The 22,522-nt window shown below is 69.0% G+C and carries 21 protein-coding genes and 2 pseudogenes; 8 read left to right on the top strand and 15 right to left on the bottom strand.

What is annotated here, in order from left to right; genetic code table 11:
- Positions 1–215 precede the first annotated feature (215 nt).
- Both GJ634_RS03545 and GJ634_RS03540 read right to left on the bottom strand, forming a co-directional pair.
- Positions 216–2,480 carry an amino acid permease gene (locus GJ634_RS03545; protein ID WP_157500538.1) on the bottom strand — a complete coding sequence of 755 codons (2,265 nt, stop codon included), beginning with the start codon at positions 2,478–2,480 and terminating at the stop codon, positions 216–218.
- Positions 2,477–2,914: a universal stress protein gene (locus tag GJ634_RS03540; RefSeq protein ID WP_157500537.1), complete on the bottom strand. Its 438-nt coding sequence runs from the start codon at positions 2,912–2,914 to the stop codon at positions 2,477–2,479. Before GJ634_RS03540 ends, GJ634_RS03545 begins: the two co-directional genes overlap by 4 nt.
- Positions 2,915–3,217: 303 nt before the next feature.
- On the opposite strand from GJ634_RS03540, the gene GJ634_RS03535 reads away from it, so the two are divergent.
- From GJ634_RS03535 to GJ634_RS03525, 3 genes are all read left to right on the top strand, one after another.
- Positions 3,218–3,976: an Lrp/AsnC family transcriptional regulator gene (locus GJ634_RS03535; RefSeq protein ID WP_157500536.1), complete on the top strand. Its 759-nt coding sequence runs from the start codon at positions 3,218–3,220 to the stop codon at positions 3,974–3,976.
- A gap of 77 nt (positions 3,977–4,053) precedes the next feature.
- Positions 4,054–4,737: a TrkA family potassium uptake protein gene (locus GJ634_RS03530; RefSeq protein WP_157500535.1), complete on the top strand. Its 684-nt coding sequence runs from the start codon at positions 4,054–4,056 to the stop codon at positions 4,735–4,737.
- Between the two features lies 1 nt (position 4,738).
- On the top strand, positions 4,739–6,433 hold the full coding sequence (locus tag GJ634_RS03525; RefSeq protein ID WP_157500534.1) for a potassium transporter TrkG: 1,695 nt from the start codon (positions 4,739–4,741) through the stop codon (positions 6,431–6,433).
- Positions 6,434–6,470: 37 nt separating this feature from the next.
- Here the strand turns inward: GJ634_RS03525 and GJ634_RS03520 are convergent, their stop codons facing one another.
- Together GJ634_RS03520 and GJ634_RS03515 are read right to left on the bottom strand one after the other, a co-directional pair.
- Positions 6,471–6,827, bottom strand: a complete 357-nt coding sequence (locus tag GJ634_RS03520) for a hypothetical protein (protein WP_157500533.1) — start codon at positions 6,825–6,827, stop codon at positions 6,471–6,473.
- Between the two features lie 620 nt (positions 6,828–7,447).
- On the bottom strand, positions 7,448–7,675 hold the full coding sequence (locus tag GJ634_RS03515; RefSeq protein ID WP_157500532.1) for a hypothetical protein: 228 nt from the start codon (positions 7,673–7,675) through the stop codon (positions 7,448–7,450).
- Positions 7,676–7,776: 101 nt separating this feature from the next.
- Between GJ634_RS03515 and GJ634_RS03510 the strand changes: the two genes are divergently transcribed.
- Positions 7,777–8,724 (top strand): D-2-hydroxyacid dehydrogenase, encoded by a 948-nt coding sequence (locus tag GJ634_RS03510; RefSeq protein WP_157500531.1) that lies wholly within the window; start codon positions 7,777–7,779, stop codon positions 8,722–8,724.
- Here the strand turns inward: GJ634_RS03510 and GJ634_RS03505 are convergent.
- The 9 genes and pseudogenes from GJ634_RS03505 to GJ634_RS03465 all read right to left on the bottom strand — a co-directional run bounded on the left by GJ634_RS03505 (position 8,721) and on the right by GJ634_RS03465 (position 16,067).
- Complete coding sequence (locus GJ634_RS03505; protein WP_157500530.1) at positions 8,721–9,545, bottom strand: hypothetical protein; 825 nt, start codon at positions 9,543–9,545, stop codon at positions 8,721–8,723. The genes GJ634_RS03510 and GJ634_RS03505 overlap by 4 nt on opposite strands.
- A 42-nt stretch (positions 9,546–9,587) precedes the next feature.
- Positions 9,588–10,618 (bottom strand): annotated as a pseudogene (gene asd, locus GJ634_RS03500) (aspartate-semialdehyde dehydrogenase).
- A gap of 80 nt (positions 10,619–10,698) precedes the next feature.
- Complete coding sequence (locus GJ634_RS03495) at positions 10,699–10,878, bottom strand: 30S ribosomal protein S17e (RefSeq protein WP_157500529.1); 180 nt, start codon at positions 10,876–10,878, stop codon at positions 10,699–10,701.
- Between the two features lie 131 nt (positions 10,879–11,009).
- The gene (locus tag GJ634_RS03490) at positions 11,010–11,993 is read right to left on the bottom strand and encodes a deoxyhypusine synthase (protein ID WP_157500528.1); all 984 of its coding nucleotides are present in this window, start codon (positions 11,991–11,993) and stop codon (positions 11,010–11,012) included.
- A 60-nt stretch (positions 11,994–12,053) separates the two neighbouring features.
- Positions 12,054–12,683, bottom strand: coding sequence for a DUF447 domain-containing protein (locus GJ634_RS03485; protein WP_157500527.1), 630 nt, complete (start codon positions 12,681–12,683; stop codon positions 12,054–12,056).
- Positions 12,676–13,512 carry a triphosphoribosyl-dephospho-CoA synthase gene (locus GJ634_RS03480; protein WP_331713975.1) on the bottom strand — a complete coding sequence of 279 codons (837 nt, stop codon included), beginning with the start codon at positions 13,510–13,512 and terminating at the stop codon, positions 12,676–12,678. The genes GJ634_RS03485 and GJ634_RS03480 overlap by 8 nt, the downstream gene beginning before the upstream one ends.
- Positions 13,509–14,240 (bottom strand): tRNA-dihydrouridine synthase, encoded by a 732-nt coding sequence (locus tag GJ634_RS03475; protein ID WP_157500526.1) that lies wholly within the window; start codon positions 14,238–14,240, stop codon positions 13,509–13,511. Before GJ634_RS03475 ends, GJ634_RS03480 begins: the two co-directional genes overlap by 4 nt.
- Positions 14,240–15,247: a 2-phospho-L-lactate transferase gene (cofD, locus tag GJ634_RS03470; protein ID WP_157500525.1), complete on the bottom strand. Its 1,008-nt coding sequence runs from the start codon at positions 15,245–15,247 to the stop codon at positions 14,240–14,242. Before cofD ends, GJ634_RS03475 begins: the two co-directional genes overlap by 1 nt.
- A gap of 46 nt (positions 15,248–15,293) precedes the next feature.
- On the bottom strand, positions 15,294–16,067 hold the full coding sequence (locus GJ634_RS03465) for a hypothetical protein (RefSeq protein WP_157500524.1): 774 nt from the start codon (positions 16,065–16,067) through the stop codon (positions 15,294–15,296).
- 120 nt (positions 16,068–16,187) lie between these two features.
- Between GJ634_RS03465 and GJ634_RS03460 the strand changes: the two are divergent.
- The 3 genes and pseudogenes from GJ634_RS03460 to GJ634_RS03450 all read left to right on the top strand — a co-directional run bounded on the left by GJ634_RS03460 (position 16,188) and on the right by GJ634_RS03450 (position 19,073).
- Positions 16,188–17,413 (top strand): annotated as a pseudogene (locus tag GJ634_RS03460) (HD domain-containing protein).
- A gap of 125 nt (positions 17,414–17,538) precedes the next feature.
- The gene (locus tag GJ634_RS03455) at positions 17,539–18,570 is read left to right on the top strand and encodes an amidohydrolase family protein (RefSeq protein ID WP_157500523.1); all 1,032 of its coding nucleotides are present in this window, start codon (positions 17,539–17,541) and stop codon (positions 18,568–18,570) included.
- A gap of 56 nt (positions 18,571–18,626) precedes the next feature.
- Positions 18,627–19,073 carry a universal stress protein gene (locus tag GJ634_RS03450; RefSeq protein WP_157500522.1) on the top strand — a complete coding sequence of 149 codons (447 nt, stop codon included), beginning with the start codon at positions 18,627–18,629 and terminating at the stop codon, positions 19,071–19,073.
- Here the strand turns inward: GJ634_RS03450 and GJ634_RS03445 are convergent.
- Complete coding sequence (locus GJ634_RS03445; RefSeq protein WP_157500521.1) at positions 19,070–20,017, bottom strand: biotin--[acetyl-CoA-carboxylase] ligase; 948 nt, start codon at positions 20,015–20,017, stop codon at positions 19,070–19,072. The genes GJ634_RS03450 and GJ634_RS03445 overlap by 4 nt on opposite strands.
- Before the next feature lie 190 nt (positions 20,018–20,207).
- On the opposite strand from GJ634_RS03445, the gene GJ634_RS16380 reads away from it, so the two are divergent.
- The gene (locus GJ634_RS16380; protein WP_269449511.1) at positions 20,208–20,342 is read left to right on the top strand and encodes a hypothetical protein; all 135 of its coding nucleotides are present in this window, start codon (positions 20,208–20,210) and stop codon (positions 20,340–20,342) included.
- Here the strand turns inward: GJ634_RS16380 and GJ634_RS03440 are convergent.
- Positions 20,339–22,420: a hypothetical protein gene (locus GJ634_RS03440; RefSeq protein WP_157500520.1), complete on the bottom strand. Its 2,082-nt coding sequence runs from the start codon at positions 22,418–22,420 to the stop codon at positions 20,339–20,341. The genes GJ634_RS16380 and GJ634_RS03440 overlap by 4 nt on opposite strands.
- Between the last annotated feature and the right edge of the window lie 102 nt (positions 22,421–22,522).

The raw sequence follows: 22,522 nt of genomic DNA, 5'->3' as shown, positions 1-22,522 counted from the left end.
GGCCGAGCTTTTACCGAGCGCTGGCGGAGCCAGCGCGCAGCGTAAAAGGTCGAAATGTACGCCCGCGACACTACCGGGCGACAATCTACTAGTAGGCTCGGTGAAAGTGGAGTGGATCGTTCTCCCCCGAACGCAATTGGGTCGATGAACGTCGTGAAGGTGTCATAGAACAGGCTGTCGTCGGTTTCGTTATCGAGAGGGGCGGGCGAGGCGACTCATCGACCACTGAACAGTCGCGCCCAGAGTGACCGCGCAGACGGCCGTTCGGTCAGCAGCACGGGCGTATCCAGTGCTTCAATCGTTTCGAAGGCCAGCGAGCCACGGACGACGCGGGACAGCAGACCGCGTTCCGTCGCGCCGACGACGACAAGGCTGTAGTCAGCGCCCACGTCACCAATCGTCGTACCCACGTCACCCGTCTCGATGCGAAGATCCGCGTCCGCCAGCCCGTGGCCGTCCGCCCAATCACGGAGGAATTCGCGGCCGGTATCCTCCTCGCCTGGTTCGACGACGTGCAGCAAGGAAACGTCCACGCCGACGGTGTCTCGTAGCGCACGCGCGACCTCCGCGGATAAATCCGAGGACGGGCCGCCCGCTGTCGGCACGAGCACGTCCGAGAGCGAGAGCTCCTGCCCGTCCAGGACGAGGAAGTCACACGGCAGGTCGTGAGTGAGTTCGTCAAGTGTGCCCTCGGCACGGCCGCCCGCAAACTGCGCCCCGCCGTACCCCATCACGACCGTATCCGCGTCGTAGGTGCGCGCGGCGTCGAACACCTCCTCGATACCCCGGTGGGAGAGAATCGTCTGCGTCTCGATGGGAACATCGAACGCCTCCGCGTCCGCCTTCGCCGCCGTCAGCAGTTCTTCGGAGGATGCGTCGATTCGTGTGCGGTCCTCGGCGGCGGTTTCCAGAGCCGTCTGGTCGGGGACTGTGACGATGTGAGTGGCGAGTACGCGTCCGTCCCCGTGTTCCGCGAGCGCGCCGGCGAGCGTGATGAGTGCACTCTCCGTCCGCGGATTCGCCAGAGCCACCATGACAGTCGGGCCGTCGCTACCAGTAGGCGCAACCGTGTCAGCGGCTTCGACAACCTGGTCTGATAGTTCGTCCTCCCGGCTCCGAACGTGCTTCGAGAGGACGCCCTGTTTCGGCGTCTTGTCGCGGGCGTACAGGAAGTACCAGACCACGGCGACGACGACGAAGGCGGCCGACAGCGCAATCTCGGTGGCGTCCATGAACGCGACGAGGCCCAGCGAGAGTACCGCGCCCAGAATCGGTGTGATTGGATACAGCGGCACCTCAAAGTCGGGGTCGTACTCGGGGACATCGGCCTCGCGGAAGACAACGAGTGCGACGTTCATCAACGCGTACACGATGAGGTGAAGGACGCTGGCGGCCTTCGCCAGCACCTCGATGTCCTGCCCCAACGCCGCGATGAACACGACGATTAGCCCACCAGTCACGAGAATCGACCGATACGGGGTGGCGTAGTTCGGGTGGATCTCGTTCAGCCAGTTTGTGACAATCTTGTCCCGCCCCATGGCGAAGTTGATCCGTGCGGACGCCAGAATCGAGGCGTTCGCCGAAGACGCCGTCGCCAGCAGCGCGCCGACGGTCATCACCGTCGCCGCCGCCGCTGCGACGCCACCGATTGGACCGAGAGATGCCGGGAACGCGACTTCGGCTGCCTGCGCGACGGGCGCGTCTTGGCTGAGCTCCGGCCACGGGACGACGCCGAGCATCGTCGAGACCAGCACCGCGTAGACGACGGTGACGATACCGACGCTGCCGAGGATGGCAATCGGGAGGTTCCGGCCTGGATTCTTGAGTTCCTCGGCGACGGTAGCGATTTTCGCGTAGCCGAGGAAGGAGACGAACACGAGCGCCGTCGCCGGCAGAATCGCGCCAGTGCCGTACGGTGCGAGCCCGCCGTTGCCGGCGAGCGTGCCGTAGTCGAAGGACGCGAAGCCGGCAACCGCGAACACACCGAGAATCGCAAGCAAGACCGTGACGATGACCGTCTGGACACCGCCTGTCTCCTTCGCGCCGACGTAGTTCACGCCGACGAAGATGACGCCCGCGAGCAGCGCCCCGACCTGAATCGGGTTGAGAAACGCGATGCCGGGGAGGCCGACGAAGACGACGAGGTACTGGCCGAACCCGATGCAGTAGAACGCGGACGCGAACGCCAGCCCCATCCAGTCACCCATGCCGGCGATGGAGCCGAACATCGGGCCGAGCGCCTTGTTGATGTAGTAGTAGCCGCCGCCGGCCTTCGGCATCGCGGTGCCGAGCTCGGAGACAGACAGCGCGTTCACCATGGCGATGACGCCGCCAACGACGAACGACACCACGACGATGGGGCCGGCAGCGTTCGCGGCGACGCCGGGCAGCACGAAAATCCCAGCACCGATCATCGTGCCGATGCCGATGGTCATCGCCGAGACGAGCCCGAGGTCCTTGGCGAGTTCGTCGTCGCTCATTCCTCGGATTCGACGCGTGGCAGCGCGATTACGGGACGGTCAGCCTGCGTGACGAGTTTCAGCGAGAGGTCGCCCGACAGGAACTGCATGATTCGGTTACCGCCGCGAGAGCGGTACGCGATGGCAGTTGCTCCGACGTCGTCGGCGGCGTCGAAGATAGCTCCCGCGACGTCTCGGGCGTAGGCCGTGTGTTCGTCGGCGTCCGGAAAGACGGTGCGGACCGCAGCGAACGAGTCCTCGGCAAGCTGTTCGGACTGTTCGACCGGGGTCTTGTCGGGGACGCCACCGCCCTTCTCGACCACGTGGAGCGCCGTGACGTGGCCGGGGTGGTACGGTTCGAGTTCCCGTGCGGTCGCTCGCGCGTCCGCTTCGTTGGCGACCGGGAGGAGAACGTGTTCGAGGAGGTCCGGGTCGTCGTCTGCGGTCCGATTCATGCCCGTCACTAACTGTCCACCCATATATAAAACCCCACTTGCCAAATCCATATTTATAAGTGGGCGTGCGGAAAAGGAATTTCACCATGGTATTTCGCCGTCTTCGACAACTCATCTCGGGGGAGGCGGAGACGGTGCACGAGTGCCGAAACTGTGGGACTACTCTGGACGAACCAGCAGCAGAGTGCCCCACCTGTGGTTCCACGGAAATCGCGTCCTACGAACTGTAGCGTCGCAGAACCCAGCCACTCCCGTTGAACGATAGAAAAGTCAATTGGGGTAGCGAACGAACGACCACCAACGATGGATTATCGCCTCGACGAAATCGACCGCCTAGCCCTCTACTATCTCGGGTCGGACGCCCGGAACACGACGGCGACCGAGATTGCAGAGCAAGTGAACGTGTCGGCCGGGACCGTTCGGAACCGCATCAACCAACTCGAACAACACGGCATCATCCGCGGGTACCCCGCACACATCGACTACGAGCGCGCGGACGGCCTCCTCACCGGCCTCTACATCTGCAGTGTCAGCGTCTCCGAACGCGACCACTTGGCGAGAGAAATCCTCGACATCTCGGGCGTCGTCAACGTCCGTGACGTCATGTCCGGGGACGACGGCCTCCACGTCAAAGTCGTCGGCGAAGACACCACGTCGCTGCAACGCATCGCCAGCGAAATCGAGAACCTCGGCGTCGCCATCGAAGACGAGAGCCTCGTGAAAGAGGAGTATCACCAGCCCTACCACGCGTACGGCCCGGCGGACGCCACGCACACACAGCCGGCGACGAACGTGTTGAGCCTCGTCGGCGACGCACAGGTCGTCGATCTGACCGTCACTGAAGACGCACCGGTCGCTGGCAGAACACTGGCGGAAGCCAAAGAGCAGGGCCTGCTCGGTGAGGACGTGCTGGTGGTCGCTATCGAACGCGGGGACGACGTCGTGTCGGCGAACGGTCGAACCGAGATTCGACCCGGCGACCTCGTCTCCGTGTTCTCTCCGGACGGTATTCGAGACGACACCTTAGACGGGTTCGGCGGCGCTGCAGCGAAACGGACGTAGCCGCCGCTAGTAGTCCGAACGTAGTCCGCCGAGGAGAACGGTAGCCTTTCGGTGATCGCTTTTGAAAACCGCCGGTAATGTACATCGTCATCGTCGGCGCTGGAGACATCGGTGACCCACTCATCGAGATTGCCACCGCCGGTGGCAACGAAGTCGTGGTCATCGAGCGCGACGACGAGCGTGCCGAACGTGCGTCCCGCAACTACGACTGCTTGGTCATCAACGATGACGCAACGTCGAAAGAGACGCTAGAGGAAGCGGGAGCCGACCGCGCGGACGCACTCGTCTCGACGACCGACCAGGACGCCACGAACGTCATGGTCTGTCTGCTCGCGCAGGAACTGGAAGTTCCGGACGTCGTCTCGGTCGTCCACAACCCCGAGCACATGAACCTGTTCCGCCAGATCGGCGTGAACACGATGCAGAACCCACAGCGCCTCATCGCCGAGTACCTGTATCGCGCAGTCAAACGGCCGTCCATCGTCGATTTCATGCGCATCGGCGAGGAAGCGGAAGTGTTCGAGATTACGGTCGAACCAGACGCTCCGATCACCGGGAAGACGCTGCGCGAGGCCGACGAAGAAGAGCTCCTCGGCGAAGAGATGCTCGTCGTCGCCATCGAGCGCAACGGAGAAGGACCGCCGGTTACCCCGCGTGGAGACACGACCATCGAGGCGGGGGACCTACTCACGGTGTACTCCAGTGAGGGCGCGACGCCGGACGTGACAGACATCTTCGGCCACGCGGAAGACCACTCGTAGGATGTCCCGAGTGAACGACGGCGTCCTCCCGGCGGACTTGCGAACCATCGCGCGAGACGTCGGGTCACTAGTGTTGATGGAGGCCGGGCTGATGGCGGTCACGACGGTCGTCGCGCTCGGCTTCCGAGAGTTCCACGCCGCGCTCGCGTGCTTCCTCGCAGCGGGCGTGACAGCCGCTGTCGGCGGCGCAGCGAATCGCGCGTTCGCGGACGCCCCCGACCCACGGATTAAACACGGAATGGTCATCGCTGCCAGCGGCTGGCTGATGGTCGCGGCGTTCGGCGCGCTCCCGTTCTTCCTGACCGCGTGGTTGACGCCACCAGCCGCGATGGAGGCGTTCGTCCCGGCCGGGATGGACACAAGCGCGTGGGACCCAATCGCCGTCGGCGGCACCACGACACTATCCAGTATCGCTTACTTTCGGGACCCGCTACACGCGTTTTTCGAAAGCATGAGTGGGTGGACGGGCAGCGGCCTCACGATGGCGATTCACGAACCGTCGTTGCCCCGAACGATTCAGTGGTGGCGGTCGTTCATCCAGTGGGTCGGGGGCGTCGGCGTCATCGTTCTCACCGTTTCGATTCTCGCACGGCCCGGTAGCGGGAGTTACGCGCTCTACCAGAGCGAAGCGCGCGAGGAGAAGATCCATCCGAGTGTCGTCTCCACCGTCCGCACCGTCTGGAAGCTCGTCGTCGGCTACACAGCCCTGTCGTTCGTGCTGCTGTTCGCGGCCATCTACTACAGCACCAGCGAGTACGCACAGTCACTTAGCATCGGTGACGTCGCTTGGCAGGCGCTCAATCACGCGATGACTGGCCTCACCACCGGCGGGTTCTCGGTGACGGACAACTCGATTGCCACGTACAACTCACCACTCGTCGAAACTGCCCTCCTCCCGATTATGATCATCGGGGCTATCGCGTTCCCCGTCCACTACGTGGTGCTCCGAGACCGGTCGGTCCGCGAGCTGGTCGGCGACCTCCAGACACGGTGGTTGTTCGTCCTACTCGCGGTCGGCGTCGCGGCACTCTCGGTCCAGAACGTCCTAACCGTTCCGTCCACATCGGGCGCGTTCGCCACGCAGTCGTTCCTCCCGGTCTCCGTGCCGTCGCTGAACGCCGCACAACTGGACGCGATTCGGGATTCGACGTTCCAGTGGGTGAGCGCGCTGAGCTGTACGGGGTTCCAGTCCGCGCCGATCGGCCGCTGGCTCGCCGGCGCGAAAGTGATGGTTGTCGGTGCGATGGTCGTCGGCGGCGCTGCCGGGTCTACCGTCGGTGGCATCAAAATCATCCGAGCGTACACCGTCGCGCGCGGCATCGGCTGGCAGTTCTCCCGCGTGTTCCTCCCGAAGAACGCGGTCATCACCGCGCACATCGGCGACCGGACGCTCGACCGCGCGTCGATGGAACGGGAGTTCAGCGAGGCAGCCATCGTTTCGCTGCTGTGGCTCGGCATCCTCGCCGCAACCAGTATCGTGCTCGTGAACCTCACCGGACCGGATTTCGGCTACGCCGACGCGCTGTTCGAGGTGGCGAGCGCGCAGGGCAACGTCGGACTCTCCTCGGGCATCACAGGGCCGACGATGTCGCCGCTCGCGGAAGCGATGTTCACGCTCAACATGTGGGTCGGCCGCCTCGAAATCATCCCCGTACTCGTGTTCGCGCGCGCCGCCATCTCGGGACTGAACCCCTGACCGCCGACTCACGACAAGGGGCCAGTCGTACTGCGAGTCACTCCTCGTCGATTTCGACCCGCCCGAGGAACGACCAGTGCGTGTGTGTGCCGCCCTCGGGACGAGGTTCTTCCGTGACGTGGTAGAGATACGGGCCGTGGGGGCAGTTACTGCACCCGTCGGCACACCGGACCCGCTTGACGACTTCCGTGTAGCCGTCGTGTTCGGTGACCCGGATGATGTCCTCTCCCGGCCTCGGCTCGATCGGCGAGTCGGCTTCGTCGCTGGCCTGCAGGAGTTCCCGAGCGTGGATAATCGTCTTCCTGAGTTGCTCTGGCGTGAGTTGGTCGAGGTCGGCGACGATGGACTCCGGTAATCCTTCCGGCGGTGTCGGATCTCCAGAAGACCCGGTCATACGAGTGTATCCTCACCGCCCCACAATATGCGTTCCCCCTAAAATGGGAATTAGGTGAGCCTTGATGCGAACAGGTGGTCGCCGACTGCCGCGAACATCAGCAGGACGCATCTCGAAGTATCGAGCGGCGATAGGGCAACAGGAAGACCCAATTGGCGGGAACGTCGCCCAGCGTCCGAGCGTGCCATCACCACCCTCGATGAAACCGAATACGCCTCGGATGATTGATCCTAAACTCCCAAACCAGGTAATATAGGCCATATACGTATATCTACGAGATCGAAAGGTGTACGCCCGCGACACTAACGACCGACCTCATCCGTGGGCGGCGTGCCCCGTCGGCCGGGAAACCCTCGTGGCGGGCGGGAGTGCTCTGTGAGCACTCCGATTGCCGAGCCGGTGTGAACCGGCGAGGCGGGTGCTTCCGGCGGAAGCACCGAATGCCGAAGCGGCGATAGCCGCTGCGGCGGATGGTGTGTGACGCCACCAACCGGGCAGCCGTCTGGCTGCCGGTCTGTCGCACGCCGGGGTTCTCCGAGCGGTCATCGCGTCCGAATGGACTGACTCGGCCGGGGACAAACGGCGCGCACGGAGTCGTAGGCGGCCGCGTAGAAAGAGGGTTACGCCTCTGCGGGCTCCGTGAGCGCGTACACCTGCTCTTTGGTCTCGCAGAGGCCGCAGACGCACTCGGCGAGGCCGGCGGACTCGAGCTCCGCGAGCGCGTCCGCGGCGTCGGCCTCCGAGAGGCGCGCCTCCTCGGCGACCTCGGCCGGGGAGAGCGGGCCGCAGTTGTCGAGCACGACGCGCGCGAGTTTCGCCGCGCACGACAGCGCCTCGGACTCACTCATCGCTTCCGCGTAGTTGACACGAGTCAAAAACCCTTCGTAAAGCGGCGAGTAGGGCGCCCGTCGCACAACGCTTAGGGTGGTCGGCGCCGACGAGCGAGGCGATGCCAGACATCACAGTGCTGCGCACGGGCGCCCACGGCTCTCCGATGTCGGAGTACGCCGCGGCGCTGCGCGAGCGCCTCCCCGAGCAGGACGTGGCGCTCGCGCGGACGCCGGCCGACGAGCGCGAACTCGTCGCGGACGCCCGCGTCGTGACGGGCGGGGACATCGACGAGGCGCTCCTCGAGGAGGCCGAGGAGCTGGAGCTGTTCGCGGGCGCGTTCGCCGGCTACGAGCACCTGCCGCTCGCGGCGTTCGAGTCACGCGGCGTCGCGGTGACGAACGCGGCGGGCGTCCACGCGCCGAGCGCCGCCGAGCAAGTGCTCGGGTACGTCCTGACGTTCGCGCGCCGCCTCCACGAGGGGTGGCGACGTCAACAGAACCGCGAGTTCCGCCACTACCAGGCGTACGAACTGAACGATTCGACGGTGACCGTCGTCGGCCTCGGCGCCATCGGACAGGGAATCGTCGAGCGCCTCGAGGGGTTCGGCGTGGACACAATCGGCGTGCGGTACACGCCCGAGAAGGGCGGCCCGACGGACGAAGTCGTCGGGTTCGACGAGGACGCGCTCCACGACGCCTTCGCGCGCACCGACTACCTCGTGCTGGCGTGCCCGCTGACGGACACCACCCGGAACCTCGTCGACGAGGCCGTCTTCGAGACGCTGCCGCCGGAGAGCGTGCTCGTGAACGTCGCGCGCGGCGGCGTCGTCGACACGGCGGACCTCGTCTCGGCGCTCCGCACGGAGCACATCCGCGGCGCCGCGCTGGACGTCACCGACCCCGAGCCGCTGCCGGAGGACCACCCGCTGTGGACGCTTGAGAACGTCGTCGTCACGCCGCACACGGCCGGTCAGACGCCCGAGTACTGGAACCGGCTCGCTGACATCGTGGCGACGAACGTCCCGCGGCTCGACACCGACGAGGAGCTGCGGAACCGCGTCGCCTAGCCCTCGACGTAGCCGAGCCAGCAGAACAGCGCGCCGAAGACCGCGGCGAACACCGCGACGTAGCTACCGACGAGCGCCGCGTCGCCGGACTCCGCGGCCGCGAAGTACGCGAACGCGGCGGCGAGCGCGAACGACCCGACGCCGAACGCGTACAGCGCTCTCGTTATCGCGGGGTTCCGGTCGCTCTCGGATGGGGTCGCGTCGCTCGACTCGAGCGCGTCCCGGACGCGAGCGGCCCGTTCCCGCGGGACGGCGACGATTCGCGGAGCGGACGCGCCGCCGGCGCCGTCGTGGTAGCGCACGCGCAACACCGCGAGCGGGCCGAGGTCGTAGCGGTCGACGCGGTCGACTGCCGCGAGCGAGACCTCGCTGTCGTTCGCTTCGAAGACGCCCGCTTCGGTGTCCGCGTACCCCTCGCTGCGGAGCGCTGCGGCGACCGGGAGACAGCCGAACACCGCGAGGAGGACGCACGCGAAGACCGCCCACACGGGAGCGTCGAGCGCGAGCAGCGCGGCGAGCGCGGCGGCCCACGCGACGCTCGCAGTGACGAGTTCGCGTGCGGAGAGGAACGCCGGCAGGCCGCCGTTCTCGCTGCGCGCGAGGGCGGCGTGGGTCGCCAGCCGGCGCGCGCCGAGCAGGGCGAACGCGAGGACGACGGCGAGGACCGCGAACTCGCCGGCGAGCAGGGAAGTCGCGACGACGAACGCCGCGAGCGCGGCGACGAGGACGAGGAGTCCGCCGACGGCGCCGAACGCGGCGAGCGCGAGTGCTCGCAGGAACGAGCTGGTCTCGGCGGTGTGTCGCCACTCGACGCGAGTCACGGGCGACGGTTCGCGGGAACGGGGCTTAAAACGAGCGGGGCCTCAGATCCAGCCCTCGCTGGCGAGCAGCTCGCCGTTGAGGAGCTGGCGCCGGCCGCACCGCGGATGGTGTTGTGCGCGAGGCAGTTGTACTGGATGCCCGTGTCGGTCTCCTGAATGCCGCCGGCGGCGACCGCCATCCCGTCGCCGAGCATGCGGTCGAGGCGGGGCTGCGGGCGGTCGGGCTCCTCGAAGACGTGGACGAGCTGGTCGGGCGCGCTCGGCAGGTCCAGCGTCGGCGCGTCCTCGAACGCCTCGGTGACCTCGGCGGGCGACGGCTCCTCGGCGGTCTCCACGAAGACGTTCTCGAGGTGGCCGTCCAGCGTCGGGATGCGGTTGCACGAGGCGGAGACGCTGGCGTCGTGCCACGAGACGTCCGCGCCCGTGAACTCGCCGAGGAGCTTCCGGGACTCGGTCTCCATCTTCGCTTCCTCGCCGCCGATGTGCGGGACCGCGTTGTCGATGATCTCCATCGACGTGACGCCCGAGTAGCCAGCGCCCGAGACCGCCTGCAGCGTCGAGACGTGGACGCGCTCGAGGCCGAACTCGTCGAGGGCGGCGAGCGTCGGCACCATCGTGATGGTCGAACAGTTCGGGTTCTTCACGAGCGCGCCGTCCCAGCCGCGCTCGTCGCGCTGGACGTCGATGAGGTCGAGGTGGTCGGCGTTCACCTCCGGAACCACGAGCGGGACGTCGTCGGCCGCCCGCGCGTTACTCGAGTTCGAGGAGACGACGAACCCCGCCTCGCAGAGCTCGGGTTCGACGCGCTCGCCGACGCTCGACGGCAGCGCGGAGAACAGGAGGTCCGTGTCGTCGGGAATCTCGCTCGGTTCGGTCGCGCGGACTTCCACGTCCGCGACGTCCTCGGGAATCGGCGTGTCGAGTCGCCACTTCGCCGCCTCTCGGTACCGCTTCCCCGCGCTCTCCGGGCTCGCCGTCAGTACTGAGAGTTCGAACTCCGGGTGGCCGTCCAGCAGCTGGATGAACCGCTGGCCGACCGCGCCAGTCGCACCGAGTACGCCGACAGATGTCATACTCACCTCTCAGAACCGGGTAGTGAAACCCCTTCGGGTGGTGGAAAAATCGGCACGTTCTCCGGCGCCCAGCCGGACGACTACTCGCGCTTGTGCGTGATGTAGCCCGCGATGCGGTTGCGGACTTCCTTCGACTCAACGTTCGTGAGCTCCGTGACGGCTTCCTTGTTGTGGTCGAAGTCCTCGCGGCTGAACGCGTCGGGGTATCGCTCCATGAGGATGTTCCCCGTCTTCTTGACGTAGTCGGGCTTGATGGCCATACCGACTCGTTCATTCGCCGCGCGTTAAAACCATTCGTTTCGCGAGCAGCAGTTGCGCCTCAGACGGCAGTGTGTGCGCAGGGCGCGTTCGGTTTCGAGGCGTCAGAAACGAACCCGTACGTGCAGTCGCGCTACTCCGAATCCCGTTCGAACGCGCCGGCGACGAGCAGCGGGAAGACGAGCGTGGCTTCGGCCTCGATCTGCGTGTAGTTGGTCTCGGTCTCGTCCTTGATCTTCCCCCACGAGACGGCTTCCTCGGGCGGCGCGCCGGACAGCGAGCCGTCGCCCTCCATCCCCGTGGAGATGTAGACGGCGTACTCGGCGCCGCCGCGGAAGAGGTTCGTCATGATGGCGTGGTGCTTGGGGACGCCGTCGCCGACCGCGATGAGGCCGGTGGTGTCCGCGAGCAGGCCCTCCTCGATGAGGGTGTCGTAGTCGTCGACGATCTCGATGCCGACCTCGGAGTCGTAGCCCTGCCGGTAGTAGTAGAGGAAGTTCCCGATCTCGGCGTCCGTGAGCGCCGGACAGAACACGGGGACGTCCTGGTCGGCGGCGTTCTTCAGGATGGAGTCCTCGTCGTCGAGGGTCTCGCCGAGTTCCTTCGCGAACGCCGTGGGCGTCCGGGTCTTCTCCTCGGCGAAGAAGTCCTCGAAGAAGTCGTAGAGGTACTCCTCGAGCCAGACGTAGCGGTCCGAGGGGACGAAGATGTTGCCGAGGCGGTTGATGCCCTCCTCGCGGAGCGCGGCCTCGTCGGCGTCCCACTCGCCCATCTTGAACGGCTTCGCGGTCTTGATGACGTCCTCCGTGAGGGAGCCGGAGGTGGTGATGATGACGTCGACGTGGCCCTCGCGGACGAGGTGCGCGAGTACCTCGCGCAGCCCCGAGGAGACGATGTTCGACGTGAACGTCAGGTAGACGGTGGCGTCGTCGTTCTGCATGTCCCGCACGATGTCGACGCCCTCCGCGAGGTGGGTGGCCTGGAAGCCCGTCGTCGCGTACGCGTCCAGCATCTCGAAGAAGTCGAAGTCGCCGCGGAAGTCGTACCCGCGGACGTCCGCGGTGTCCAGCTCGCCGTCGGACCCCGGGAGGACGTTCTCGCGTGTCTCGTCGGTCATGCCACCGGGTAGTGGCCGCGCGGATTTGAACGTCCCGACATCCGACGCGTACGTCGGCGCCTACCACTCGCCGTCGACGTGCTCCCGAACGCGCTGGATTGCCTCGCGTTCGCGGACGCCGCCGCACTTGCGCGCGACGCCCTCGAAGAACCGCAGGCGCTCGCGCAGCGTCTCGGTGTCGTAGGCGGGCACGTCCAGCCGGGAGGCGGCGACGGTCGCTTCCACGACGGCGTTGAACCCGCGGTTCACCGTCGCCGGGGACTCGCGGACCACGCGGCTCTCGACGGGGTGGAGGGCCCAGTGCTCGCGGCGCGTGCCGCCGTCCTCGTCCGCGTTGACGTGCTCGGCGTCCACCTCCGCCCACGCGTCCGCGGCGTCCAGCACGGGCTCGGCCTCCTCGCGAATCGAGAGCGCGGCGTCCGCGAACACCACGGGGTCGGCGACGAACTGGACGTAGCCGCCGCCCTCGCGGTGGAAGTTCCGACGCGTGCGCGTGTCCCCCCACGTCGTCGCCGTCGCCGGTTCGTTCACCTCGGGCGCTGCTCGCGACTCGCGGGCTTCGCCGCTCGCTCGTTCGGCACCTGCGGGCGCCTGCACCCCGAGCGCGGCGACGTTCCACCGGTCGTTCGGCCCACGCGTCGTCACGACCGTCTCCGTGGTTCCCCGGAGGGCGACCGGCCACTCAGCCATCCACGGACACCCCGCGTTCGAGCGCGACGAACACCGCGGCCGCCGTGAGGTCCGCGGTCGTCCCGGGGTTGACGCCGCGCTCCACGAGGTCCTCGGCGAACTCCCGGACCTCCGCGGCGTCCGCGCGCTGGAGCGAGAGCGCGCGCTCCTGGACCTCGCGGGCGACGGCCTCGCCGTGTTCGGTGACGACGAGGGTGTCGAGTTCCTCCCCGAGCAGCGTGAGGAACGCCGAGGCGGCGCGGTCGGTGAGCGGCCCGCTGTCGGCCTCGATGCGGGCGGCCGCGCGGAACACTCGCGGGAACCCGCGCAGCCACTCGCGGGCGTTCGCGTCGCGGTCGCTGGCGAGTTCCATCACGCCCTCGAGCGTGAGGTCGCGCTCGCGGAGCGCGGGAATCGCGGCCGCGCCGCGGCGGGCGTCCAGCGCGTCGACGCCCTTGGGCGGGTCGGGGACCGCGACGTCGGCGTGCTCGAACGCGCGGTAGAACGCCTCGGCGTCCGCGACGGTGGTCGCCTCGACGACCTCGGTGACGCCCTCCGGAGTGAGGTCGCCGCGAGCCGCGGCGCGCACGAGCGGCACCAGCAACAGCAGGCAGCCGAACTGCGTGTTCGTCCCGCTGCCGTCGGCCATCCCCGCGACCGCGGTCTCGAACGCGTCGCCGACGGGGCCGTCCTCGGCGGCTTCGAGGCCGTCCCGGGCGCCGACCGCGCCCGCGAGGAACTGCTCGAAGCGGAGGTCCGCGAGGTCGCGCTCGCGGTCGACGTTCCCGGGCTTGGGCGCGCCCGCCACCTCCACGAGCAGCGCGAGCTCGGCGTGCTCGGCGGGCGTCACAGGAACCACTCCTTGACGGCGGCGTACACCGACTGCACGGCCTCGGGGTCGCGGCTCGGCCGACCGACGCTGACCGCGTCCGCGCCGTACGCGAGGTACTCGAAGACGTCCTCGCGGTCCCGGACGCCGTTGTTCGCGACGACGAACAGGTCCGCGGCCTCGGCGACGTCGCGGACGACGCGCCGGGAGTCCATCGCGTCCACGTGTACCGCGTCGGCGCCCGCTCGTTCGAGCGCCTTCGCGAGCGTCGGCAGGTGGACGCCCTCGACCTCCGCGCGCACCTTCACGGAGACCGGCGCGCCGGCGTCGCCGGCGGCCTCGACCTGCTCGCAGAGCCGCTCGGTGTCCCGGAGCAGCGACTCGCCGGCGCCCGCGGCGCACATCTCGTCCTGCCGGCAGTGCGCGTTCACCTCGAGAATCGCGTCGTGGGCCGCGCAGACCTCGGCCACCGCGCGGAGCGCGTCCAGTTCGACCGCGCGGACGTTCACGCCGGCGCGGAGGAATGCGTCGTCCAGTGCGGCGAGCTGGTCGTCGACGAACGCGACGGGGTCCGCGGGCAGGAACTCCTCGCGGTCGCGGTCGACCATCTCCCGGGCGGCTTCCCGCGTCGGCCCGTCGACGGCGATGCCGCCCAAGAAGGCCGCGCCGGCGGGCCGCGCGCAGGCTTCCGCCCACTCGGCGTCGGACTCGCCGCTGAGGCTCGCGAGCGCGACGCGCGGCGCGAACATCAGACCACCTCCGCGCTCGCGCGCTCGATTGCGTCCCGGCAGGCGCGAGCGACGCGCGCCGCGTCGGCGTCGTCGCTCATCTCCGTGTCCGTGCGAACGACCGGCCGGTCGAGGCTCGTATCGTCGGCGTCGTCGAGGACGAACGCGTCCGCGAACGGGTACGCGTCGGCGACGCCCGCCGTCGACGGCTCGTAGCCCACCGCGGCCATCAGTTTCGCCGCCGGGCCGGAGAACACCTCGTCCTCGACGAACGGCGAGACGGCGACCACCGTGGATTCCCGGAGCGCGTCCCGAACGCCGTCGAGCGCGAGCATCGGGCCGATGCTCGTCACGGGGTTCGACGGCCCGATGACCACCGGGCCGTCCCGGAGCGCGGCGAGCGCGGCGTCGCTCGGTGCGGCGTCGTCGGCGCCCCGGAACTCCACGTCCTCCACGGGAGGTTCGCCGTTCTCCGCGACCCAGAACGCCTGGAAGTGCAGTTCGCCGGCGGGCGTGTGGACGATAGAGGCCACCGGGTCGTCGCTCATCGGCACCACGTCCTCGGTGACGTCGAAGGCGTCAGCGAGCGCGCGCGTGACGTCGGTGAGCGAGCGACCCTCGTCGAGCAGGCTCGTGCGGAGCACGTGGACCGCGCGGTCGCGGTCGCCGATGAACATGAACTCCGAGGCCGCCGAGAAGCGCCGCCAGCGCGCGAGGTCCCGGCTCTCGGTCTGTCGCTCGTCGGCGAGGTAGCGCGGCCCCTCCTCGATGCCGGCGGCCGCCGAGAGGTCCCGGAGGTAGTCGTGGGTCGTCGCGGTGTCGTCGTCGATGCCCCACCACGTCTCGCGGTCCAGCACGCCGCCGGCCTCGAAGAGCACGGTGTCGACGTCGGGACAGACGAGCAGGCCGCCGAGCTCCACGTCGTCGCCCGTGTTGGCGACGACCGTGGCGTCGGCGGGGTCGAAGACCTCGCGGCCGCCCGCGAGCAGCTTGGGGGTGCCAGTCCCCCCGGCGAGAAACGTCGTCATAGCTGGTGGTGCGTTCGCGGCGCGGTAAACGCTTGCGTCCCCGGCGTCAGGCCGACGTGTTCTCGCGGGCGTCGTCGAGCCACGCCGGCTCGGAGACCGACGTGGAGCCGACGTCGACGTACCGCTGGTCGGTGGAGACGCTGGCCTCGCTGCTACCCGTGGACAGCGTCAGCGAGTAGCCGAACTGCTTCACGAGGCCCTCGTCGGTGATGCGGACGTGGGCGTCGATGCTCGAGACGTTCTCCACGTCGAGGCCCGCGAAGCCGGGCGCGGACTCGTTGAGGTCCTCGACGCCGCTGGCCTCGTAGACGTCCGTCTCGGTGCCGTCGACGGACTCAGTGCCCGCGTGGGAGAAATTGAATAGGCCAACGAACAACGACAACTGGGCGCTCGTGAGCTGAGACACGTTTGGGCTCTGCTGGAGGACCATATACTGGGTCTGACCGCCAGCGGTGACGCGTTGGAACGCCGTGCCGTTGCCATAGCCGAACTGCTGGACATTTCGAGTACCGACCGTTCGGTTGGAGAAGTATGCACCTGAGTCTACGTTGAGGGCAGTCGAACTTTCACGGGTAGACGACCGGTCGCCCTGTGACTGCGTCAAGGTGGTGGTGAGCGTGAACGTGCCCGCGTCGCGGACGACCGACTCGTGGTTCTCGGCGACCGTCGCGGCGTCCAGCGGCGAGTCGTACACCGGCTCGCCGTCGGCCGTCGCGCCGTTCGTCTCGGGTGCGGTCGTCGCGCCGCCGTCCCCGCCCGCGCTACAGCCGGCGAACACGAGGAGGGCGGCGACGGCGACGGCCGCAATCTGTTTGCGCATGGCACGGGGTTCGACGCGAGCGCGGAAAACCCCTCCGAACGCGGGGACGCGCCGTCGGCGACCGAGCGCCCGTACAGCCGGGCCGCGGGTTTTTACCGCAGAACGCCGAACGCTCGCCTAATGACGACCATCAAGGACAGCGTCCACGACCACATCGAGGTCTCGGGCGTCGCCGCCGACCTCCTCGACACGCCGCCCGTCCAGCGGCTCCGCCGCATCAAACAGCTGGGCACCGTCGCGCTCGTCTACCCCTCCGCGAACCACACGCGCTTCGAGCACTCGCTGGGCGTCTACCACCTCGCCGACCGCGCGCTCGCCCACCTCGACATCGCCGGCCAGCGCGCCGACCGCGTGCGCGCCGCCGCCATCCTCCACGACGTCGGCCACAGCCCGTTCAGCCACAACGTCGAGGACGTCGTCGCGCGCCGCACCGGGAAGGAACACGACGACGTCGACGAACTCGTCACCGAGGGCGAGGTCGCCGCCGTCCTCGACGACCACGGCGTCGACCCGGACGCGGTCGCGGCGCTGATTCGCGGCGACGGCGAACTCGCGCAGCTCGTCGCCGGGGAGCTGGACGTCGACCGAATGGACTACCTCGTGCGGGACGCCCACCACACCGGCGTCCCCTACGGCACCATCGACCACGGCCGGCTCGTCCGCGAGCTGACGTTCATCGACGGCGACCTCGTGCTCGACGAGGGGAACGTCCAGACCGCGGAGAGCCTGCTGCTGGCGCGCGCGCTGATGAACCCGACCGTCTACAGCCACCACGTCGCCCGCATCAGCAAGTCGATGCTCCGCCGCGGCGCCGAGGCCCTCCTCGAGACCACCGAAATCGACGCCGAACAGCTCCGCCGCATGGACGACCACCAGCTGTCGGTGGCGCTGCGCACCCACGACGCGAGCCGCGCGTTCGGCCGCCGGCTCGCCGACCGCGACCTCTACAAGCGCGCCGTCTGGGCGGAGATGGGCGACGTCGGCGACGACCTCCTCGACGCCAGCCACGACGAGATTCGGGCGTTCGAAGCCGAAGTCGCCGCGGACGCCGACGTCGGCGAGGACGCCGTCATCCTCGACGTCCCCGGCCGGCCGTCGATGCGGGAGTCCACGACCGGCGTGCTCGTCGGCGGCGAGGTGCGCCGGCTGGACGAGCAGTCGACGCTCGTCCGCGCGCTCCAGGTCGCCCAGCGCGAGCAGTGGCGCCTCGGCGTCTACGCACCCGAAGCCACGTGGAAGCCGTCGGGCAGGCCGCCGAGCGCGTGCTCGGCCTCGAGACCGACGGCGCGCTCGTCAGCGACGTGAACACGCCCGGGCGGTACGCGTCGCTGACAGAGTTCGAGTAGCGTGCTCGACTGAACGGAGAGCACGTTAATGCGAGCGGTGAACGCAGTGAGCCGCGAGCAGCGTGGTCGACCGCAGTGAGCCACGTCGAGTAACCTTCACGGTGTCGCGGGCGCACGTCTCGGGTATGGAACTCTCCGGAACCGTCCTCTGGGGCGAGGGCTACGAGCCCGTGGAGGGCACGCTCGTCGTGGAGGACGGCGAAGTCGTCCGATTGGACGAGGAGTTGACCGACTCCGAGGACGTCGTGCTGCCGGCGTTCGTGAACGCGCACACGCACCTCGGGGACTCCATCGCGAAGGAGGCGGGCGGCGGCCTCACGCTCGAGGAGCTGGTGGCGCCGCCGGACGGCCTGAAACACCGGCTCCTGCGGGAGGCGAGCCGCGAGGAGCTCGTCGAGGGGATGCGCCGCAGCCTCCGGTTCATGCGCCAGACGGGGACGACGCGCACGCTCGAATTCCGCGAGGGCGGCGTGGAGGGCGTGCACGCGCTCCGGGAGGCCGCCGAGGGGACGGGCGTCGACCCGTTCGTCTTCGGCCGGGAGACCGCGGACGTGCTCGACGTCGCGGACGGGTTCGGCGCGAGCGGCGCGGCGGACGGCGAGTTCGGCAGCGAGCGCAACGCCGCGCGGGACGCGGGGAAGCCGTTCGCCATCCACGCCGGCGAGGTCGACTCCCGGGACATCAACCCCGCCATCGACCTCGACCCCGACCTGCTCGTGCACATGGTCCACGCCGAGAGCCTCCACCTCGACCGCGTGGAGGACAACGGGATTCCGGTCGCGGTCTGCCCGCGGTCGAACCTCGTGACCGACGTCGGGCTGCCGCCCGTCCGGGAGCTCCTCGACCGCACGACGGTCGCGCTCGGCACGGACAACGTGATGACGAACAGCCCGTCGATGTTCCGCGAGATGGCGTTCGCCGCCAAGCTCTTCGACGTCTCCGCGGCCGAGGTGCTGCGGATGGCGACCCGCGCGGGGGCCGAGGCAATCGGCGAGGACCACGGCGTCCTCGAAGCCGGCCGCGAGGCGCGCCTGCTCGTGCTGGACGGCGACTCGGACAACCTCTCGGGCGCCCGCGACCCGGTGCGGGCGGTGGTGCGCCGCGCCGGCGCGAGCGACGTGAAACGCGTCGTCTCGCCCGACGACGTCGGCGAGTAGCCGCGGAGCGGGAACCCGCCCCGAACGTTAAGCCGCTCCCCGACAATCGGTCACACATGGGCCGCTACGAGCGCATCCTCGTCCCGACCGACGGCAGCGAGGAGACACGGGAGGCGGTCGAACACGCCATCGACCTCGCCGCCGAACACGGGGCGACGATTCACGCGTTGTACGTCGTCAACTCCGCGAGCTTCTCCGGGCTCCCGATGGAGTCCTCGTGGGAGAGCGTCGCCGCGATGATGAACGAGGAGGGCGACGCCGCGCTCGACGAGGTCGAGGACGTCGCCGCGGAGCGCGGCGTGCCCGTCGAGCGCGCGCTCGTCGACGGCAACCCCAGCCGGGAGATCGTCCGGTACGCCGAGGACGAGGACTGCGACCTCGTGGTGATGGGGACGCACGGCCGCGGCGGCATCGACCGGCTGCTGCTCGGCAGCGTCGCGGAGAAGGTCGTGCGGTCGTCGACGGTGCCGGTGTTGACGGTGCGCGTCGACGGCGAGCCCTAGTCGTCGACCGGGCGGAGGTGCTGGCAGTCCCCGGCGTGGACGACCTGCCGGCCGTCCGCCGTTTCGACGACGAGCGCGCCGTGCTCGGTCACGTCCACGGCGTCCCCGACGACGTCGCCGTCGGCGGTCTCGACGCGCACCCGCTCGCCGAGCGTCGCCGCGCGGTCCCGCCACGCCGCGAGGACGGCCTCGGGGTCGTCGCGGAGCCCGTCGAACCGCTCGAGGAACCGCTGGACGAACGCGCGCCGGTCGACCGCGCCGGCTTCCGCGCGCACGCTCGTCGCGTCTCCCGCTAGCTCGTCGGGGTCGACGTCGGCGTTCACGCCGACGCCGACGACCACCCACGAGACGCGGCTCGCTTCTCCTTCCATCTCCGTGAGCACGCCCGCGAGCTTGTCGCCGCCGCGGTCGACGCCCTCGCGGGGGACGATGCAGTCGTTCGGCCACTTGATAGCCGCGTCCACGCCCGCCTCGCGGGCGGCGTCCGTGACCGCCACCGCCGCGGCGAGCGTCACCAGCGGCACGCGCGCTGGCGGCACGTCCGGGCGCAGTGCGAGGCTCAGCCAGACGCCGCCGGAGGGCGACGACCACTCGCGGCCGCGCCGTCCCCGGCCGCCGGTCTGCCGGTCCGCGACCACCGCGGCGTCGCTGGCGCCGTCGGCCGCGAGCTCTCGCGCGCGGTCGTTCGTGCTCGGGACGGCGTCGTGGTACTCCACGTCGAACGGCGCGTCCAGCCCGAACTCGACGGCTTCCGCGCCGTACTCGGGGACGCCGGCGAGCGCGTACCCCGCCGACGTGCTGTCGACGTCGAAGCCGGCGTCCCGGAGCGCTTCGACGTGCTTCCAGACGGCCGTCCGCGAGATGCCGAGGTCGTCGGCGAGCGCGGGGCCGGCGACGGGGCCGGCCGCGAGCGCGTCGAGGACCGCGCGGCGCGTCTCGTTCATCGGCGTCGACTACCCGCTACGCCAGCAAAAGTCCCGGCATTCGGGGCGCGGGCGGTCCGGCGGCGCCGGCCCCGACGCGTTCCCGGAGTTTCAGCCGAGCCGGCGTTTTCATCGGGTAATTTCTGGATTTTTCATCTCCGTTATTTTCAAATAGATTGAATATAGCGGCGCGGATCGTTGAGGATAGACGATGACAGACAGCAAGTTCACGCAGTTCCTCGAAGAGAACCCGCGGATGATCGGCGTGCTGTTCAGCCTGATGGTGTTCCTGTCGAGCACGGGCGCCGCCGCGGCGTCCCACGCGACCACCGTCAACGGCCCCTAGGCGAGTTCGTCCCGGAGCAGTTCGTCGCTCCAGACGAGCTCGCCGTCGAACAGCACCGGCAGCACACCCCGGCCGAGATACTCCCGGAACTCCGCCTCGGTCACCTCGAACGTGTCGATGGCCCCGGAGTTCAGGTAGTAGCTCGTCTGGTCCTCGAAGTGCGGCGCGATGATCGACCCGACCGCCGACTGCGGCGTGGGGTAGCCGCGAATCGTGACCGCGTAGCCGTCGCCGCGTTCGGTCACGTCCAGCACGAGCGGCGTCCCGTTCTTGCTCTGGACCAGCTGGAGCGTCCCGTCCCCGATGGTGATGTACTTGTTCCCGAACAGCGTGACGTGGCGCGCGACCGACAGCCCGGCCTGCAGCGTGAACCCGTTGTTCAGCAGGCGGGCGAGCGCGCGCCCGATGCGCACCGCGGGGTCGTTGCTGACGTTCGCGAGCGTGACGATGCCGCCGTAGCTCCCCTTCCTGACGAGGACGTCGCCCTGCTCGTAGGACTTGCAGGCGTTCAACAGGAACGCGTCGACGTTCACCTCGTCGAGCGTCCGCGCGTCGAACGTGCCGTCCGCGCACTGGAACCCGTCCTCGTCGACGTGGCCGACGTAGTGGAGGAAGTCGATGTCCCGCTCGAAGACGGCCGCGAGCTCCGCCGCGGTCAGGTCGTAGTGGACGGTGATGTCGAACTCGAAGACGTCCCGGGTGCCGTAGAACTGCTCGACGATGTCCTCCTCGCTCATCTCGTCCTCGTTGCAGACGATGTCGATGCTGATCGAGCCCTCCTCGCGGGCGGGGCGGTCGAGCCGGCTGAGGTACGACGCCACGCGGGTCTTGCTCGCGCCGAGCGGGAACCCCTCGGCGATCCACGCGTGCTCGATGGCGTCGGTCTCGTCGGGTTCGACGACGTTCGACCAGTCGGCGGCCGACGCCTCCCCGGAGGCGGTGCGGACTGACGCGCCGCTCGCGCGGTAGAACTCCGCCAGCTCCTCGGGCTCGTCGTGGACCTCCGGCTCGTCGCCGTCGGACGGGATGCGGACCGTCGCGAGTTCGTTCGCGACGAACGGCAGCGCTTCGACGTGGTCCGGGTCCGGCTCGATGTCCGCGGTGAGCTTCCACTTCGGGAGGTGGGGCGCGGTGACGTCGTAGGGGACGTCGAGGTACGCGCGGAGCCGCTCGGCGAACGACGCGTCGTAGACCGCCGCCGGGTCGAACGGCAGGTCGTCCTCGACGGCGTCGCGCGCCCGGAGGTCCACGGGGTACAGCCCCTCCGTGCGCGTGACGCAGTCGAGGAAGAAGACGTGCTTGAGTAGCCGGGAGACCTCCGCCTCGAAGCCCCGGTCCGTGTCGAGGTCGTACGGCTCGCCGCCGACGTGGAGTACGCGCTCCGAGCCCGGCCGGACGTCCGCGCCGAGGTAGTACACCAGCGAGCTGACCCGGAAGAGGTCGCCGTACTCCCGGGGAATCTCCACGGCGACGTCGGTCTCGGGGCGCTCGAAGGCGTCCGGCGCGTCGAAGGCGTCGCCTCGCTCGACGAGCGGCGGGTGGCCGCGCAGCGTCGGAAACGACCGCTCGGGGGACGTGGTCTTCAGCGCGGAGCCGCTGAGCGCGACGGCGCGCATCGCGTCGTCGACGCCGTCCCCGATGGTTATCGTCCCGGCGGGGGAGTCGTGGTGCGAGCGCGCGCCGACGGCGACCGTCGTCGCTTCGTCGAACTCGACGTACGTGGAGTTCCCCGAGCGGCGAATCGAGAACCCCGCGTCGACGACGACCTGCACTCGCACCGGCCCGAGCGGGAGGTCCACGCAGTACCAGTCCGGCGCGTGGTCCGTCTGCTGCTGGTTCACCGACTCGCCGACCATCGACCCCGTCTCGTCCCAGAGGAAGACGTTCACCAGCCGGGGAACCTCGAGTTCCCCCACCGCGACGGTGACCGCGCTGTCCACCGGGAGGACGAACTGGTCGGTGTCCGCCGCGACGGGGTCGACGACGCGGTCCGTGTACAGTTCGAACTGGGCGTTCTCGATCGGGTCGCGGACGCGGAGCCCGTCGGGGTCGACGAGCCGCTCGAACGCCGGCCTCATCGCTGCACCCGCGTGCGGCGCGGTCGGCGGACCGGCTCCCCGCGGGTCCCCCGTTCGGTTCGGACCGACCGCCCCACTCCCCGACTGCGCCGACGACCTGCC

The sequence above is a fragment of the Halobacterium sp. CBA1126 genome, from assembly GCF_009741975.1.
In the GTDB taxonomy this organism is placed as follows: domain Archaea; phylum Halobacteriota; class Halobacteria; order Halobacteriales; family Halobacteriaceae; genus Halobacterium.
The sequence above is the reverse complement of the archived record's forward strand: the minus strand, read 5'-3'. Positions and strand labels throughout refer to the sequence as shown.

What these genes read in the sequence shown, in the direction of transcription:
- GJ634_RS03450 (WP_157500522.1), top strand. Translation starts at nt 18,627, where the DNA reads ATGGGCCGCTACGAGCGCATCCTCGTCCCGACCGACGGCAGCGAGGAG.
- GJ634_RS03465 (WP_157500524.1), bottom strand. Translation starts at nt 16,067, where the DNA reads ATGCGCAAACAGATTGCGGCCGTCGCCGTCGCCGCCCTCCTCGTGTTC.
- cofD (WP_157500525.1), bottom strand. Translation starts at nt 15,247, where the DNA reads ATGACGACGTTTCTCGCCGGGGGGACTGGCACCCCCAAGCTGCTCGCG.
- GJ634_RS03530 (WP_157500535.1), top strand. Translation starts at nt 4,054, where the DNA reads ATGTACATCGTCATCGTCGGCGCTGGAGACATCGGTGACCCACTCATC.
- GJ634_RS16380 (WP_269449511.1), top strand. Translation starts at nt 20,208, where the DNA reads ATGACAGACAGCAAGTTCACGCAGTTCCTCGAAGAGAACCCGCGGATG.
- GJ634_RS03520 (WP_157500533.1), bottom strand. Translation starts at nt 6,827, where the DNA reads ATGACCGGGTCTTCTGGAGATCCGACACCGCCGGAAGGATTACCGGAG.
- GJ634_RS03445 (WP_157500521.1), bottom strand. Translation starts at nt 20,017, where the DNA reads ATGAACGAGACGCGCCGCGCGGTCCTCGACGCGCTCGCGGCCGGCCCC.
- GJ634_RS03535 (WP_157500536.1), top strand. Translation starts at nt 3,218, where the DNA reads ATGGATTATCGCCTCGACGAAATCGACCGCCTAGCCCTCTACTATCTC.
- GJ634_RS03545 (WP_157500538.1), bottom strand. Translation starts at nt 2,480, where the DNA reads ATGAGCGACGACGAACTCGCCAAGGACCTCGGGCTCGTCTCGGCGATG.
- GJ634_RS03510 (WP_157500531.1), top strand. Translation starts at nt 7,777, where the DNA reads ATGCCAGACATCACAGTGCTGCGCACGGGCGCCCACGGCTCTCCGATG.
- GJ634_RS03485 (WP_157500527.1), bottom strand. Translation starts at nt 12,683, where the DNA reads ATGGCTGAGTGGCCGGTCGCCCTCCGGGGAACCACGGAGACGGTCGTG.
- GJ634_RS03490 (WP_157500528.1), bottom strand. Translation starts at nt 11,993, where the DNA reads ATGACCGACGAGACACGCGAGAACGTCCTCCCGGGGTCCGACGGCGAG.
- GJ634_RS03440 (WP_157500520.1), bottom strand. Translation starts at nt 22,420, where the DNA reads ATGAGGCCGGCGTTCGAGCGGCTCGTCGACCCCGACGGGCTCCGCGTC.
- GJ634_RS03515 (WP_157500532.1), bottom strand. Translation starts at nt 7,675, where the DNA reads ATGAGTGAGTCCGAGGCGCTGTCGTGCGCGGCGAAACTCGCGCGCGTC.
- GJ634_RS03525 (WP_157500534.1), top strand. Translation starts at nt 4,739, where the DNA reads ATGTCCCGAGTGAACGACGGCGTCCTCCCGGCGGACTTGCGAACCATC.
- GJ634_RS03540 (WP_157500537.1), bottom strand. Translation starts at nt 2,914, where the DNA reads ATGAATCGGACCGCAGACGACGACCCGGACCTCCTCGAACACGTTCTC.
- GJ634_RS03455 (WP_157500523.1), top strand. Translation starts at nt 17,539, where the DNA reads ATGGAACTCTCCGGAACCGTCCTCTGGGGCGAGGGCTACGAGCCCGTG.
- GJ634_RS03475 (WP_157500526.1), bottom strand. Translation starts at nt 14,240, where the DNA reads ATGTTCGCGCCGCGCGTCGCGCTCGCGAGCCTCAGCGGCGAGTCCGAC.
- GJ634_RS03495 (WP_157500529.1), bottom strand. Translation starts at nt 10,878, where the DNA reads ATGGCCATCAAGCCCGACTACGTCAAGAAGACGGGGAACATCCTCATG.